At 38.1% G+C, this 17,350-nt stretch carries 13 protein-coding genes; all 13 read right to left on the bottom strand.

What is annotated here, in order from left to right:
* Positions 1-13: 13 nt before the first annotated feature.
* The gene (gene thrS / locus NY10_RS12140; RefSeq protein WP_058918071.1) at positions 14-1,951 is read right to left on the bottom strand and encodes a threonine--tRNA ligase; all 1,938 of its coding nucleotides are present in this window, start codon (positions 1,949-1,951) and stop codon (positions 14-16) included.
* 428 nt (positions 1,952-2,379) lie between these two features.
* The gene (dnaI, locus tag NY10_RS12135; RefSeq protein WP_058920169.1) at positions 2,380-3,306 is read right to left on the bottom strand and encodes a primosomal protein DnaI; all 927 of its coding nucleotides are present in this window, start codon (positions 3,304-3,306) and stop codon (positions 2,380-2,382) included.
* A gap of 2 nt (positions 3,307-3,308) precedes the next feature.
* Positions 3,309-4,745 (bottom strand): replication initiation and membrane attachment family protein, encoded by a 1,437-nt coding sequence (locus NY10_RS12130; RefSeq protein WP_058918070.1) that lies wholly within the window; start codon positions 4,743-4,745, stop codon positions 3,309-3,311.
* Between the two features lie 25 nt (positions 4,746-4,770).
* Positions 4,771-5,238: a transcriptional regulator NrdR gene (gene nrdR / locus NY10_RS12125; protein WP_058918069.1), complete on the bottom strand. Its 468-nt coding sequence runs from the start codon at positions 5,236-5,238 to the stop codon at positions 4,771-4,773.
* A 187-nt stretch (positions 5,239-5,425) separates the two neighbouring features.
* A complete protein-coding gene (gene coaE, locus NY10_RS12120) occupies positions 5,426-6,040 on the bottom strand; it encodes a dephospho-CoA kinase (protein WP_058920176.1) in 615 nt (204 codons plus the stop codon).
* A gap of 44 nt (positions 6,041-6,084) precedes the next feature.
* On the bottom strand, positions 6,085-6,909 hold the full coding sequence (mutM, locus tag NY10_RS12115; protein WP_058918068.1) for a DNA-formamidopyrimidine glycosylase: 825 nt from the start codon (positions 6,907-6,909) through the stop codon (positions 6,085-6,087).
* A 33-nt stretch (positions 6,910-6,942) separates the two neighbouring features.
* Positions 6,943-9,603 (bottom strand): DNA polymerase I, encoded by a 2,661-nt coding sequence (gene polA, locus NY10_RS12110; protein WP_058920168.1) that lies wholly within the window; start codon positions 9,601-9,603, stop codon positions 6,943-6,945.
* 205 nt (positions 9,604-9,808) lie between these two features.
* The gene (murC, locus tag NY10_RS12105; protein ID WP_058920167.1) at positions 9,809-11,137 is read right to left on the bottom strand and encodes a UDP-N-acetylmuramate--L-alanine ligase; all 1,329 of its coding nucleotides are present in this window, start codon (positions 11,135-11,137) and stop codon (positions 9,809-9,811) included.
* Positions 11,138-11,657: 520 nt separating this feature from the next.
* On the bottom strand, positions 11,658-14,633 hold the full coding sequence (locus NY10_RS12100) for a DNA translocase FtsK (RefSeq protein WP_058920166.1): 2,976 nt from the start codon (positions 14,631-14,633) through the stop codon (positions 11,658-11,660).
* A 157-nt stretch (positions 14,634-14,790) separates the two neighbouring features.
* The gene (ytpR, locus tag NY10_RS12095) at positions 14,791-15,402 is read right to left on the bottom strand and encodes a YtpR family tRNA-binding protein (protein WP_058920334.1); all 612 of its coding nucleotides are present in this window, start codon (positions 15,400-15,402) and stop codon (positions 14,791-14,793) included.
* 12 nt (positions 15,403-15,414) lie between these two features.
* A complete protein-coding gene (locus NY10_RS12090) occupies positions 15,415-15,876 on the bottom strand; it encodes a universal stress protein (protein WP_058918062.1) in 462 nt (153 codons plus the stop codon).
* Between the two features lie 47 nt (positions 15,877-15,923).
* The gene (locus NY10_RS12085; protein ID WP_058920165.1) at positions 15,924-16,235 is read right to left on the bottom strand and encodes a thioredoxin family protein; all 312 of its coding nucleotides are present in this window, start codon (positions 16,233-16,235) and stop codon (positions 15,924-15,926) included.
* Positions 16,236-16,256: 21 nt separating this feature from the next.
* Positions 16,257-17,336: a glutamyl aminopeptidase gene (gene pepA / locus NY10_RS12080; RefSeq protein WP_058920164.1), complete on the bottom strand. Its 1,080-nt coding sequence runs from the start codon at positions 17,334-17,336 to the stop codon at positions 16,257-16,259.
* Positions 17,337-17,350 lie beyond the last annotated feature (14 nt).

The following is a 17,350-nucleotide window of genomic DNA, read 5'->3' as shown; positions in this document are numbered from 1 at the left end:
TCTTTGTAAACTGTTAACGGCTAAAATTTTCAATTTCTTTTTTTACGGCTTCTAAAAATTCAGAAACTGGCATTATTTCTGTTTCTTTTTCGCCATACTTCCGGACAGCGACACTTGATTCAGCTACTTCATTATCTCCCAATACCAATTGATACGGTATCTTTTGTGTTTGTGACGCTCTAATTTTATATCCCATTTTTTCATTCCGGTCATCTACTTCCACGCGCATACCGATTGCTGCCATTTTTTCTTTCAGTTCATAAGCATAATCTGCATGCATCTCAAGGTTTACCGGAATAATCGTAGCTTGCACTGGCGCTAACCACGTTGGGAATGCCCCTTTGTACTCTTCAATCAAGTAGGCAACGAAACGTTCCATTGTAGAAACGATTCCGCGATGAATAACGACTGGGCGATGAGTATTTTCACCATCTTCTCCAACATAAGTTAGATCAAAACGCTCTGGCAACAGGAAGTCCAATTGAACGGTAGAGAGAGTTTCTTCAATTCCAATGGCTGTCTTCACTAAAACATCTAGTTTTGGACCATAAAAAGCTGCTTCTCCTTCGGCTTCAAAGTATTCCAGTCCCATCTCATCCATCGCTGCTTTAAGCATCGTTTGAGCTTTTTCCCACATTGCGTCATCATCAAAATATTTATCTGTGTTTTTAGGATCCCGATAACTCAAACGGAAACGATAATCTGTGATATTAAAGTCTGCATAAACAGCTAACAACAATTCCATTGTGCGTTTGAATTCTTCTAAGATTTGATCTGGACGAACAAACGTATGCCCATCATTTAAAGTCATTTCACGAACGCGTTGCAATCCTGAAAGAGCTCCACTTTTTTCATACCGATGCATTTGACCTAATTCAGCAATTCGAATTGGCAATTCACGGTAACTGTGCAGGTCATTTTTATAAACCATCATATGGTGCGGGCAATTCATTGGGCGCAAGACGAGCATTTCGCCATCTCCCATATCCATTGGCGGGAACATGTCTTCATGATAGTGATCCCAGTGTCCAGATGTTTTATAAAATTCAACATCGGCCATGATCGGAGTATAAACGTGTTGGTACCCTAAACTCAATTCACGGTCAACGATATACCGTTCTATTGTCCGGCGAATGGTTGCCCCTTTTGGTAACCAGAATGGTAACCCTTGCCCAACTTCAGGACTGATCATAAATAAGTCTAATTCTTTTCCTAATTTACGATGATCGCGCAGTTTAGCTTCTTCACGCATTTTGATAAACTCTTTCAAGTCTTTTTTATCAAAGAAAGCTGTCCCATAGATCCGTTGCATCATTTTATTGTCTGAATTTCCTCGCCAATAAGCTCCAGCAAGCGAAAGCAATTTAAAGACTTGGATCCGTCCAGTTGACGGAACATGGACGCCGCGGCATAAATCCACAAAATCTCCTTGATCGTAAACTGTGATCGTTTCATCTTCTGGCAGTTCAGTGATCAATTCGACTTTATAAGGATCTTCCTTAAATAACTCAAGAGCTTCCGCACGTGTAACTTCTTTGCGGACAATAGGATTATTTTCTTTCACGATTTCCATCATTTTAGCTTCGATAAGCGGTAAATCTTCTTCCGTAATCGGCATTTCTGTATCTGTATCATAATAAAAGCCGCTTTCAATAGCAGGACCTACACCAAATTTGATTTCAGGATATAAACGACGTAACGCATTTGCCATTAAATGAGCACTTGAATGGCGTAAAATCTGTAACGCATCTTCATGATCCGGTGTGATGATTTCAAGTGAACCATCTGCTTCTAACGGTCGAGTGTAGTCTACCAATTCTCCATTGAACTTCCCTGCTAATGCTTTTTTAGCTAAGCTTTTGCTGATGCTTTCAGCAATATCTTTTGTTGTCGAACCTGCTGCAAATTTTTTTACAGCGCCATCCGGCAAAGTAATATTGATTTCTGACATGTTTCATTCCTCCAATGATTCAAATTTTTTTCTATCAAAAAAGCCTTTCAAGCTGTGACCAAATAAAAAAGCCCCTTCTATGCTAGTTACCTAACATAAAAGGGACGTAAAATTCGTGGTTCCACCCAGATTTAGAATCCCCCATTCACAATCAACAGGAATTCTCTCTAAGCTGGTAACGTTGGCTAAACGACCGGCTGCTAATACTTAACGGTTCACAGCGGCACTCGAAAGGGGTCAACATAAGATCAATTTTAGGAAACTTGCAGCAGTTGTTTCCCTCTCTTAAAAAATTGCTTTCTTATCTCGGTGTCTTTCTCAAAGATTTTATCTATTGATGTAATTAAACCATTCTTTCAGGATAAATTCAAGTAAAGTTTCATTAAATGATCATGCCGCTCTTCATTTCATCGTTTATTGGTATGGAGTTAAGATAATCTGCGGTTTTCACCGATCATTTTGATTTCTTTAGATAAATATCGAACACGTTCCATGATCCGTTGAGCTTTTAATGGTTCATCTTCTCCCCGTTGCGTCATTCGCAAATGCTCTTCACCCAATTGTTTCATATCAAAATTGGAAGAAAAAAACGTTGGCAATTGTTCTTGCATACGGTACTGCAAAATGACACCTAAGACATCGTCTCTAATCCAACTAGACATTGAATCAGCACCTATATCATCCAACATTAAAATAGGAGCTTTTTTTACAGCTTCTAATTTTTCTCCGGTCGTATTCTGGCCAATGGCTTGTTTCATTTCTACTGCGAAAGAAGGAAAATGCATCAGTGTAGAAGGGTATCCTTTTTCAGCCAGCTCATGAGCAATAGCCCCCAACAAAAATGATTTGCCAACACCAAATGCTCCTTGTAAATACAATCCTTGATGAAAAGCTTTCGGATCGTCTAAATAGTCTGCAATAAAATCATATGCAGCGGTGATGGCGACAGCTCGTTCATCGGTTAGATGAAACCGTTCAAATGTCGCTGTTCTGACGTCTTTAGGCATATCCATGGAATGAATCCGACTTTTAATAGCCTGTTCTTTTTGTTTTGCGATCAATTCAGCTGTGGGGACATAAGTGACGTCAATAAAATAATAATTCATCACTAGTTGAGGGTGATATCCAGGAGCCATCATCCCGGTTTTTTCTTGGTACTTTTTCTTTTCATTTACAAATTCATAAAGCTTGGCATAACTTTTCACAATAGCTTCGTTGCTCAATTTTCCTCGGTTCTCTTCGATGAACTGTTGCACATCAGGATCGTCTAGTACATCTTGGATCAGTTTTTCATATTGATCAGATAAATTTCGTTCTTTCAGCATTTTTGTTAGACTCTTGCCAATATCTTCCATTTTTAGTCACCTTCTTTCCCAAAGTTTTGGATTTTTTTCAGCCGTTCCATAAAGGCTTGTTTTTCAGCTTCGCTCATCGGCTGTTCAGCTTTTGCTGTATTTCCTTCTTTTGCCCATTCTGGCAGGGTTTCTGTTCTCGTTTTTACAGGTTTCCCATAATTAGTCTGTCTTTGGTTCCCATATTGTTTTTTGACTGTTTGTTGTTTTTCAGCATTTTCTGAATACATTTTTTTAACTTTTTGAAGAGCCATCTCGGGAGAAAACACTTTATTTTGGGCCCAGTCATTTGAAATTTTATAAGCTAAAGCTTTTTCAAAAATAGGATTGTCTCTAGCTACGAGAATATAATGAATTAAAATATTGACAACAGAAGAAGGCAAATTAGCTTTTCGAAGGATCTCTTCTAATGTCCATTCTTCATTTTTAGTCACATAACCGCCTTTTTGATCTTTGATCGAAGTCATAAAATCATAAGGACTAATTTGTTCGCTCACTTCGATGATTTTAATCTCATCTTCTGATAAACCTTGTTGTTTCAAATCATTTTCACGAACTTTTTGTTGTTTTTGATCAACTTGGATATCTTTTTCAACCACATCTTGCAACTGAACATTCTTTTGATTGTTTTTGTGATAATCATGGTAGACGACATTTTTTAATTTTCGTTCGTCAATATTCCCTGTTTCCATATCGCTAGCTTCTAAGATATACCGCTGCATGGCCAATTCATTAATACCATACATCGTATGCAAAACTAAAATCGTTTTTTCCAAATCTTTTGTAATTGCCGAACGATTGATATAGTGGCTGTTTAGCCCTGTATAAAAAAACTTAAAGTCAAATGTTTGAGCATCAATCGTCGGCCCCTCAGGCTGGGTTGCCCCTACTAATTCAACTGGTTCTTTCAATAACGCTTTTTCTTGTTTAAATAATTCTGCATCAAAACGATAGACATCTAAAAACGACTTTGTAACATCTTGAAATTTTTCTTTATTAAGAGGGGCCACTACAAAACGGCTTCTTAGGTTTCTAAATTTTCGTTCTCCGATCGTTTCAAAGAGAAGCAAACTTAGCAAGTCATCGTTAAAAAACACCGCACTAGATTGAGGTGCCAGTAGTTCATAAACATACAGCTTCTCTGGATCCGTTTGAAGATAACTTTTTAATAATCCGATAGCTTCTAATTTAATTCTTGCTTGATAGAGTTCGGGGATGCCTACATTCAGCAATGTCAACAATTCTGAATGTAAAATCCCTTCGCTCCAATAAGATTCTTCCCCAATTTCGGTCCATAACGTCATATACAAACTATAAGCTGTTGCCCCAATGAGAGGCTGATATAAAAAAGTCAGGATTTTTTGATCCATATCCGAAAGCAAGGCATTTTGTCGGACCATGAATCCGTCTTTTGGACTCATGTTTTTCCAAGGATAACTCAAATGCCGTCACACCTTTCTGATTCCATTAATTCTTTTCTGATTTCTTTTTTTCAAATTCTTGCAGTTCTTTTAAGAAAACGCTCATATCTTTGAATTGTCGGTACACACTTGCAAAACGAATATAAGCAACATCATCAACTTCTGCTAGTTTTTCCATGATGTATTCTCCAATAATAGCGGATGAAATTTCATTTTCTCCTAAACTGCGGATTTTATTTTCAACGTCGTCAACTATTTTCTCAACTTGTTCCACTGCAACGGGTCTTTTTTCACAAGAGCGAATGATGCCCCGCAAAATCTTTTCACGGTTAAATTCTTCGCGTGTGCCATTTTTCTTTATCACCAGTAATGGTGCTTGCTCTACTCGTTCAAACGTTGTAAATCGGAAACTACATGCTTCACATTCTCTTCTTCTGCGAATAGCACGTCCATCATCTGCAGGACGGCTATCGACAACTCTAGAACCATTATTTTGACAACGAGGACATTGCACTATTCATCATCCTTTTTTTTATGATTTCTCGCATTTTTTTATTACACTCGCCACGATTATACCCTATTATACCACAGGTAGTACCGAGGTGAAACACCAGAAAAGCCCCGCTAATACGGATGGTTCTTGATACGATAAAAAGAATGAGTCTACTTTACACTCATTCTTTCATCTAAAAATCTTTTAGTTAATTTAGAGCAGCGGTTTCTTCAAAAAAATGATCCAACCATTCCATTACTTGTTTTTTAGTTTCTTGACGTGTGCCATTATTATCGATCACTACATCCGCTCTTTTTATTTTTTCAGCAATAGGCAATTGGGCAGCGATCCTCTGTTCAGCTGTTTCACGCGTCAAAGTATCCCGCTCCATCAGTCTGGTAAGTTGTGTCTTTTCTGATAAGGCAACTACCATAACTTGATCCACTTCTGTTGAATAATTGCTTTCAAACAATAAAGGAATATCTAAGATGATCAGCGGCGGATTTGTTAATAAATAATGCGTTTTTTGTTCTCTGATCCATCTACGGATGTGTTTTCCTAAAAGCAAGTTTAGCGTTTCTCGTTGTTGGCTGTCTGCAAAAACAATCGTTCCTAATGCTTTACGGTCTAAAGAACCATCCGGTCGAAGCACTTCCTCACCAAAATGCTCTTGAATATCTTTTAAACCATCTGTTCCTGGCTCAACCACTACTCGTGCTCCAATATCTGCATCTACAACTGGTATACCTTTTTCTTTAAAAATTTCGCTAACAGTTGTTTTCCCCGTGGCAATGCCTCCTGTTAATCCTAAAACAAATGTCATCTGCTTCACCTCTTTTTTCATCCTGTAATCCGCTTTGTCTCCTGTTACTTTTGACAGCTCGGGCAAATGTGGGTGCCTCTTTGAGCCACTTTCAACTTTTGAATAGGTGTTCCACAGTAAATGCAGGGTTCATTTGTCTTTCCGTAAACATGCAGCTTCACTTGGAAACTACCGGCTTCTCCTAGAGCATTTTTATAAGTTCTAATAGTAGTCCCGCCAGCTTCCACAGCTTCCCCTAGCACTTGTATGATTGCTTCGTGGAGGCGTTTGGTTTCTGATAGTTTTAAGGTATTAGCCGGTCTTAGCGGGTGGATTTTAGCTTTAAAAAGGGCTTCGTCTACGTAGATATTTCCTAACCCTGCTACAACTTTTTGGTCTAACAACAAAGGCTTGATTGCCCGCGTTTTTTGTTTGAGTGTTTTTTGAAAAGAAGCAAGCTTAAACGTTTCTGGTACAGGCTCAGGACCTAATGTTTTCAAACCAGCAACACTTTCTTGTTCTCCTAATGGAACAAGAGTCATTCGGCCAAATTTCCGAACATCCAGGTAACGCAGGTCCCAGCCATCATCTAAATGAAAGACCACATGAGTGTGTTTCTTTAGCGGAGTTTCTTTCGCTTCTACTTCGTATTTCCCTTCCATCCGTAAATGGGATACCATCGCCCAGTGAGTGAAGAGAAAAATCAAGTATTTCCCTCTTCGTTCGAAACCAACCAACTTTTCTCCAATCAGCTGGTTTGCAAATTCTTCACTGTGAATGGGTCCAGAAATAATCCGGTCCCAATATACATCAACCCCTACAATGGTCCTGCCTTCGACAAGTTGGGCCAAACCTTTTCTGACCGTTTCCACTTCTGGTAATTCTGGCAATCTTTTAGCAACTCCTTTTCATCCTAGCTTGTTTTATTTCGCTTCGTACCAATTGTCGCCGCTGTCGCTTTCTACCTTTAACGGTACATTCAAATCTACTGCATTTTCCATCACTTCAGCAACCAATTTCTCAAGGATTGGAATTTCAGCTTCAGGCGCTTCAAAAATCAGCTCATCGTGTACTTGCAATAACATTGTTGCTTCTAATTTTTCTTCTTTCAACCGCTTATCCATTTCAATCATTGCCACTTTAATGATATCTGCAGCACTGCCTTGAATTGGAGTGTTCATTGCTGTGCGTTCAGCAAATGAACGTAAATTAAAATTACGTGAATTGATATCTGGTAAATAACGACGTCGATGGAAAAGTGTTTCAACGTACTCTTTATCTTTGGCTTCACGAACGATTTCTTCCATATAGGTTTTAACCCCTGGGTATTTAATAAAATACGTATCTATAAAGTTCTGAGCTTCTTTACGGCTGATTTCTAAATTTTTTGATAAACCATAATCACTAATGCCGTATACAATGCCAAAGTTAACTGCTTTAGCACGACGGCGCATCTCAGAAGACACATCTTCTTGCTTTTCAATTCCAAAAACACGCATGGCTGTACTGGCATGGATATCTTGACCTTCAATAAAGGCAGCTTTTAAATGTTCGTCATCAGAAATATGCGCCAGAACGCGTAATTCAATTTGCGAATAGTCAGAAGCAAATATTTTCCACCCTTTATGGCTGGGAACAAAAGCTTGTCTGATCTTTCGTCCTTCTTCTAAACGAATAGGTATATTTTGCAGATTTGGATCAATAGAACTTAAACGCCCTGTTTGTGCAATAGTTTGCATGTACCGTGTATGGATCTTACCATTGTGTCCATGGATGACTTTTAATAAACCTTCAATATACGTTGACTGAAGTTTAGCGATTTGACGGTATTCTAAAATATCTGCCACGATGGGTGCTTGGTCTCGTAGTTGTTCAAGAACGTCTACAGCTGTTGAATACCCTGTTTTAGTTTTTTTGATAACTGGATAACCCATTTTTTCAAACAAGATGACGCCTAGCTGCTTAGGCGAATTCAAATTAAATTCTTCTCCCGCTTGCTCGTAAACTCGCTTTTCAATAGCTAACAAACGCTCTGCAAACTCAACTTTCATTTCTCGCAATCGTTGAGCATCCACCTTTATTCCTGTGATTTCCATCTCTGCTAAAACCATCGCCAACGGTAATTCCATATCGTAAAACAATTCGCTTTGGTTGTTTTCAGCTAAATGCTGTTCAAGTTGAGCACTTAAAACTAAAATTGCTTTGACTTTCCGCGCTAAATGATCTTGCATCACCGCCGGATCTTCCGGCAGATGAATTTTAGCCCCTTTACCATAGACACTTTCGTCCGAAGCTACTTCAAAGTAATGATGTTCTGTTGCTACTTCTGATAAATCTTTGCTATTGTCTTTAGTATTCAATATATAAGAAGCCAGCAAAATATCGAATTGTATATTTTCAACATCGATACCATACCGTTTCAATACCACAAAAGTACGTTTAGCATCGAAAACTTGTTTGCTAAACTTCGGATTTTTAGCCCAATCTTGAAAATCTTTTGAATTTAAGACCAATTCCGGTTCCCCAACATAGATATGATCAACATTTCCCCAACTGATACTAACGATATCCGCTGTATGGTAATTGTCGGTCAGCATTTCAACATAGAGAGCCATTTTATCGCTGAACATCTCTGGTGAAATTTCCGTTACAGTTTCATAGACGATTGCTTCGCGGTTAGCTTCGTTTTCAGCATCATGTTCTGTTGTATCTAATCGGCTTAAATGTGTTTTGAAATCCATTTCTTTATAAAAATCAATCAATTTTTCCGTATTTGGTCCGGTATAAGCTAGATCTTCTATCTTAATGGTGATAGGCGAATCTTGATCAATGGTGGCTAAGCGTTTGCTTAAGAACGCCGTTTCTTTTTCATTGATCAAATTTTCTTTCATTTTGCTTTTCTTCATCTCGTTAACGTGATTGTAAATATTTTCAACTGAGCCGTATTCTTTTAATAATTTTAACGCTGTTTTTTCACCGATTTTAGTTACCCCTGGTATATTATCCGAAGCGTCCCCAGCGAGACCCTTCATGTCAATAATTTGCATCGGGGAAATTCCCATCTCTGCTTGAATAGACTCAACGGTGTATTCTTTCAGTTCGCTAACGCCTTTGACAGTGATATCCACCCGTACATTTTCTTTAGCTAGTTGTGTGAGATCTCGGTCGCCCGAAACGACGACCACATCAAATTCAGCAGGATTTGCTTGTGCTGACAAGGTTCCTATAATATCGTCCGCTTCATAATTGTCTAATTCATAATGCTTGATACCGAAGCCATTTAACAACTCGCGCAAATAAGGCATTTGTTCCGAAAATTCACTCGGTGTTTTTGATCTTCCGCCTTTATACTCTTCAAAAAAAGCATTTCTAAACGTCGTTTTTCCGGCATCGAAAGCAACTAAAACATGAGTAGGCTTTTCTTTAGTCAAGACATTTTCGATCATACTATGAAACCCATAAAGAGCATTCGTGTGTAAACCACTTTTATTTTTAAACCGTTCAAGCTGCTGGTGCAAAGCAAAAAAAGCTCGGAATGCAACACTATTCCCATCGATTAATAATAATTTATTTTTTTGAGTCATAAAAAAGCTCCTTTGTTTTCAGTTCTATAAGGATTATTTCTCCCGTTCATCTTATGAAATGAACCGATCGATATGCCCCTTTTCTTCATTAATATTTTACCAAAAAAACCTTTAGATAGCGAATCTGGTAAAAGACGACTAGACTCACAAAGACTGGGGGAAAAAGTGTCTTTGCCACTTTTTCCCCCAGTCTCCATTTTGTTATTTATTTGCTTAATGTGGAACGGCTTAATAAGGTTTCATAAGCCAATTCGAATTTTTGAACATCTCCTGCACCCATAAAAATAGCAACTGCATCGTGGTGTTCCAATAAAGGTGACATGTTCTCTTCTTTCAAGATCAAAGCACCTGTATCGATTTTTTCAGCTAGGTCTTCGATTGTTACATCACCTTGTTGCTCACGTGCTGAACCAAAGATATCACATAGATAAACCGAATCGGCTAAATTAAGAGCTTCTGCAAATTCACTTAACATAGCTACAGTCCGAGTGAACGTATGTGGTTGGAAAATTGCAATGATTTCTTTATCAGGATACTTTTGTCGAGCAGCATCAATAGTTGCCCGTATTTCTGAAGGATGATGAGCATAATCATCAATAATGACCATATCTGCCATCAATTTTTCACTGAAACGGCGTTTAACACCAGCAAATGTTCTAAGATTAGCTGCCACTTTGTCTTTATCAATATTTTCATAATGACAGATGGCAATGACCGCTAAAGCATTTAGAATGTTGTGTTTGCCATATGTTGGAATTACAAAGTGGCCATAAAATTCATTTCTAATGTAAACGTCAAAACTTGAACCGGTGATTGAACGACTCAAGTTTTTAGCTTGGAAATCGTTGTGATCTCCGAAACCATAATACACAACAGGAACATTCGCATGCAATTTCACCAATTGCTCGTCATCTCCACAAGCAATAATGGCTTTTTGAACCTGTTGAGCCATCACACTAAAGGCGTCCACTACATCTTCCAAACTAGTAAAATAATCTGGATGATCGTAATCAATGTTGGTAATAATAGCATAATCAGGATGATACGCTAAGAAATGACGACGGTATTCGCACGCTTCCAGTACAAAGAAATCTGCATCGGGAACACCATGCCCGGTACCATCGCCGATCAAATAACTCGTATCTACAATTGTACTCATGACATGAGCCAGAAGTCCTGTCGTACTCGTTTTTCCATGTGAACCTGTAATCGTGATACTAGTATAGTGTTTCAGTAAATCACCAAGGAAATCCTGGTAACGTATTACTGATAATCCCAGTTCTTTAGCAGCAACAATTTCTTCATGTGAATCCGGAAAAGCATTTCCGGCGATAATGGTCAAGCCATTACGAATATTTTTTTTATCAAAAGCCAGAATAGGAATACCGGCTTCTTCAATGTTTTTTTGTGTAAAGAAGTACTTGTCTACATCAGAACCTTGGACCTTAAAACCTTTATCATGAAGGATCAAAGCTAATGCACTCATGCCTGAACCTTTAATCCCAACGAAATGATAGATTGTTTCATTATTCATTTTTATAAAGCCTCCATTATTTAGCTACATTTTGTTTGTTATTAGACTAAGTAACCCTGCTCTAAAGCTTGTTTTGTTTCTTTTTGATGACTGAATGGGTTTCAAAAAAATCTTTTGTCCTATCAGCACCATCTGCTTAAGGCGGGAATCAATTAAATTCATTGCTTTGTTAATTGTTTTTTTCAAAAAATATCCTTTGCAAAATACAACGAATACAGTATACCATGATTTTTTTTTTTAGCCTACCAATAATAAGCTTCTGCTTGAATCTTAATTTAAACCAAATATTGGCAGCGAATACATGTAATAAATGAAACCAATTTCTCATCTAAATAGACTAATGGATACTTAATACTAATAAAGTTAGCGGTATAAAAAAAGATTCATAGACAAATCGTGTTGGGAATTCTTAGGGGAAATGAAATTTCTGCCGGAATTTCAAAATCGTAGAAGATAAATACCTTTATTTGGCTTACCAATACCAAAAAAGCTGAGACCAAATGTCTCAGCTTAGTATGTTTTATAGGTATTTTTCTTCATAGTCGGCTTTAGTGATAAAAACATCACGTGGTTTTGAGCCTTTATTAGCAGAAATCAAGTTCTCACTTTCAAGCGATTCAATTAAATTAGATGCTCGATTAAACCCAATTTTAAACTTGCGTTGTAAAGAAGACGCTGAGACTTGACCTTCATCAATAATAAACGGCAAAATTTCACCAAATAATTCATCTTTATTTTCAACAGCTTCCACTCTAGCCAAAAGGGTTTCAGGTTCAAAAAGATAATTGGTTTTCCGTTGATCTTTTACATGTTTTACAATAGAATCAATTTCCTTTTCTACATAAGTCCCTTGAATTCGGATCGGCTGACTGGCTCCATTCTCCAAGAATAGCATATCGCCTCGTCCTAATAATTTTTCTGCCCCTCCACTGTCCATAATAGTACGGGAATCCACTTGACTAGAAACCATGAAAGCAACTCGTGTAGGAATATTATTTTTAATCGTTCCAGTAATAACATCAACACTCGGCCGTTGTGTCGCTACTAAAAGATGAATGCCTGCAGCTCGTGCTTTTTGTGTAATACGCACAATAGAATCTTGAACATCGCTGCTTGCAACCATCATCAAATCGGCTAATTCATCAATAACAATCACAATGTAAGGCAACCTCAAGCCATAATCTCCATGCTCTTCAGCTTTTTCATTAAAGCGCTGAATGTTTCTTACCCCAGCAGCTGCTAATTTTTGATACCGCTCTTCCATTTCATTAACAGCCCATTTCAATGCTTCACTCGCTGCTTTAGGTTCTGAAATAACCGGTGACAAAAGATGTGGTATCGCATTATAAGGTGCTAACTCAACAGCTTTCGGATCAATTAAAATCAGTTTAACTTCGCTTGGCTTAGCCTTATACAACAAGCTGACTAAGATAGAGTTGATAAATACACTTTTCCCTGATCCTGTTGCGCCGGCAATTAAACCATGCGGCATTTTATCAATCGTTGAAACCACTGCATCACCAGCTAAATTGACACCGATCGCAACTGTTAACGGAGAAGGATTGTTTTTGAATTCCTCACTCGCCATTACTTCTGAAAGCATAACAGGTCTTGAATTTTTATTTGGTATTTCAACCCCTACCGTACTTTTCCCAGGAATAGGAGCTTCGATACGGATATCTTTCGCTGCTAGAGCCAATTTCAGATCATCGGATAAATTAGTGATTTTATTTACTTTTACACCTCGACCCAGTTGCAATTCGAATTGGGTAACGGCAGGACCAACTGTCCACCCTACTACTTGAGCGTTGATATTAAATGCATCTAACGTCTCATTTAGTAACTCGGCTTGACCTAATACCCAATCATCCACAGCATTGCTTTTAAATTCAACCGGTGGATTTAACAATTCTAATGAAGGAAACTGGTAAGCACTTAACTCTACTTCTTCTTCTAATTCCTCTTCTAATTTTCCTGTGGCAACTAATGGCTGTTTTTCATTTTTTTCAGTTGTTTGAGTGTTGTTCTCATTTGATAATTCATTTCTCGCAGAAACAAAAGTTTTTTCTTGATGAGGCAAATCATTCGTTGGTTTTTCTGCTGTCATGGCTGTTTCCGATACTGAAAGTGTAGCTGGCTCCTCATTTAATGACTCCTTATGAGGCAGCTCAGCTCCGTTCTCTGTTAGGATGATCGGTGCTGCTGACGAGATAGTCTGATCTGCTTTTTCATCCCCATGACGATCCGGCAATTCTTTTTGAAGCTCTCTGTTTAATTGTTCCTCTAGTTTCTTTTGGGGTAGTTCCTTTTCTTCAAGAATGTCCGGTTCTTGTTCTTTAAAGGTTTGTTTATCTAAATAATGCAGACGACTCATTGCTGCTTTAAATTCCAACATTTCAATTTCTTCAGCTGTCAGTTCTTCAGTTGTTGATTCAGCTAAAGAAGCTTCCGTGCTTTCAGACAAGTCTGCATCCATTGCTGCACTGGTTTCGTCTTCTTTTGGTTGCGAAGCATCTGCATCAATAACAGTTGATTGAATCTCATTGTCTGGCACCGCAGCTTTATTCTCTTGGCTCTCTTCGATTGATTCATTCGCTTCTTCTATCGCTGACTCTTTTTCTAAGGTCGGCAATGGTTCTAAATTAACGGCAAGGTCCGTTTCTTTAGGTTCTTCAGATACTCTTAAGGTTTCATTTGGAACAAGTATTTCGGGTTCTTCAGGCATAACAATTTCATTGTCGGTACCTTTTTCATTAAAATACCCTGATACATTTTTTCCATTATTTAGACGGGTATCTTGATCCTCTTCGATCATTCCTGCTAATGAACGCCTTAACGTTCTTTTGCGCTGATTAAAAGAACTAGATTGTTTTTCTTCTTCCGGATTCTCTAAAACAACAGGCTCCTCTGGTGTCGTTGCGCTAAAAGGTACAGCATGTTCTTCTTTAAATAAACTTTCCATTTTTGCAGACAAATGATCAACCAATAAAATAAATTCATTGGCTTCTTTTTTTAATTCTTGTGCTATCTTTTTATAATCAATCTTTTTTTTCTCTTTTTTATCATTCTCTTGAAATCCATAATAAGGCGAAGGTATTTTTTGAACTTTAAAAGGAGTCGAACTCCGTCCAGTTTGAAACGGCATATCGTCATTTTTCAAAGCTTCTTTGGCTTTTTCATGGTTTCTTATTCGATTTCCCATAGCTTCTTTTTCTTTTTTTAATTGGGATTTTTGAGTAGCGATAACTTTAGATTTTTCCGTTCGCTGTTTTCGTTCTAGATTGTTTTGACTAATCAACTCAGAAAAAAGCATTTCCGACCCTTTCGTAGGCAGTTCGCGGGTTAATTTTATGGGTTGTTCAAGTTGGCTATTTTTTGTACGAGTAAAAAGGCTCTCTTTCTTCGCTACGTGTTCAGAGTCACGATAGAAAGGAAACTTGGTTTTATGTGACCGTTTCTGGCCCTTTTGATAACTTGGTCCATCATATTTTGGCATGATGACGCTCCTTTCCTCTCTGTAGTTTCGTGTCTTAGTTTAACACAAATATCAAAGGCATTGTAGGGCTAATCTTACTCATTTGTTTAGAATAAATATGAAAACGAAATAAGACAGTAGTCATTATTGCACTACTGTCTTATCTTATTTCATTTATTTAGTTCATTTGAAATGCTTCTCCTGTTACAGCTGATCCAGGTAAAACTAAAATACCTTTTGTCGCTTCCGGGTTTTCTATGCCTAGTTCTTTAGCTGAACAAACCATACCGTGACTTGGTTCTCCCCTTAACTCGCCATCCCAAATAATCAAACCATTTGGCATCATAGCACCTACTTTAGCCACAACGACCTTTTGCCCTTTAGCAATATTCGCTGCGCCGCAAACAATTTGAATCACTTGTTCTTGATCTACTTCTATTTGTGTAATAGAAAGGTGATCAGAATCTGGATGAGGCACACATTCTTTTACTTCACCAACCACAAACTTAGGAGTTGTGTCCGCTACTAGCTGTTCATTAAAACCGGCTTTTGATAAGCAGTTATTTAATTGATCCACTTGTTCCGTTGTTAATGTCACAGGCCCTTTCCCTTCAAGTTGAAGCACATCTGACACTTGGAAGAAGTTAAAGCCAATCGTTTCGCCTGTTTCTGATTTAAAGATGCGTGTAATATTTTCTTTTGTTTCAAATCCTTGTTCTGCAAACACACTTTTTCCTGTCATTAAGATTAATGTGTCCCCTATGCCATCCCTATTGTAACTGCTTATTATCATGTAATTTTCTCATCCTTTTTCTGTATTTCTTATTACTAAGACATCGCATGGAGCTTGTCGAATAATGTATTCACTAACGCTTCCAATCATCCAGCGCTCAACCATATTCAACCCTGTTTTTCCAACAACGATCAAATCACTACGGTGTCGTTCAGGGATATCTTTTGCTAACTCTATTTTCGGAGACCCTTTTACAAGTTCCGTCGTTACTTTATCTAAACCTGCTGCTTTAGCTTTATCGCCATATTCTTTCAACAGCTTTTCCATTTCAGTTAGATCAAATTCAAGAACGTCAAAACTGGCGCTTTCAATCCCCATATTATAAGAACGCGTATCAATGACATGTGCAATAACTAACTCACTATGATTTCGTTTAGCGATTTCAACAGCTTGTTCAAAAGCTTCTTTAGCAGAATCGCTTCCATCAACAGCAACTAAAATATGAGCGTATTGTTGAGTATCTTGTAACATATCCTCATCTCCTTATAATTTATATGGTGCTAGATAAGCTTAGTATATTACAATGTTTCGATAAAAGCTTCAATTTCCTCTTTTGTTTTACGATCTTTGCTGACAAAGCGTCCAACTTCTTGCCCTTTTTCAAAAGCTACAAAACTGGGAATACCAAAAATAGCTAATTCTCCACACAAATCAATAAAACGGTCTCGATCCACTTCAATAAACTGAACCTCAGGATAGCTTTCAACAATTTCTGGCATGACTGGTTTTATAAATGTACAATCGCCACACCAGTCTGCCGTGAAAAAGAATACCACTTTATCGGCTTGTGTAAGCAAATCAAATTCTTCAACGGTTGCTAATTTTTTCATTTTCGCACTCCTTTTATTGATTTAATTGTTTTTCATAATGGTTTCAAATGTACTGCGATCCAACGTACGGGCAATTTGAAGAACCATTTCTTTAGCTGCAGCATAGTCATCAATATGAAAAACCGTTTGATGAGTATGGATATAACGTGCACACACACCAATTACTGCGCTGGGAACTCCATTATTCATAACATGAGCCGCACCAGCATCTGTTCCGCCTTTAGAAACAAAATATTGATAAGGAATATTGTGAGTCTCAGCTGTATCCAATAAAAATTCACGCATACCTTTCAACGTGATCATACCTGGATCTTGGATTCTCAGTAAAAATCCTTCGCCTAAATGTCCAAAATTCGCTTTATCACCCGTCAAGTCATCGGCAGCAGAACAATCAACAGCAAAAAATAAATCAGGTTTGAATTGATGAACCGCTCCTTTAGTTCCTCGTAAGCCGACTTCCTCTTGAACGTTTGCTCCAGCAATCAAAGTATTTGGCAATTCTTCACCCATCAACTCTTTGAGCGCTTCTATCACGACAGTCGTTCCATAACGATTATCCCAAGCTTTCCCAAGTATTTTTTTGCCGTTGGCCATCTTAACCGTTTCAACATCGGGCACGATAGTATCGCCAGGTCGAACACCAAAAGCTTCGGCTTCTTCTTTAGAATCAAAACCTGCATCAAAAAGGATATCGCCTATTTCCGGTTTCCCTGCTTGTCCATCTTTCCCTCTCAAAAGATGCGGCGGCACAGAAGATGAAACACAAGGGTAATCTCCCTTTGCTGTCTGCAATGTGAACCGTTGTGCCGAAACAACATAAGGATTCCATCCGCCTAGAGGAACCACGTTAAAAAGTCCTTGTTCTGTAATCCGCGCTAACATAAAACCGACTTCATCCATGTGAGCAGCAATCATAATTTTAGGAGCATTTTCTGCTTTGCTTTTGCGGATACCAAAAATCCCGCCTAACCCGTCTTGTTTTACTTCATCCACTAAAGGCGTTAATTGTTTTCGCATTTCTTCGCGAACACGGTGTTCGAACCCACTAGTTCCTTGCAGTTCGGTCATTTTTTTGATTAACTCAAATGTTTGTGTATTCATATTATGTATCCATA

This window comes from Carnobacterium sp. CP1 (assembly GCF_001483965.1).
Classification (GTDB): Bacteria; Bacillota; Bacilli; order Lactobacillales; family Carnobacteriaceae; genus Carnobacterium_A; species Carnobacterium_A antarcticum.
The sequence above is the reverse complement of the archived record's forward strand: the minus strand, read 5'-3'. Positions and strand labels throughout refer to the sequence as shown.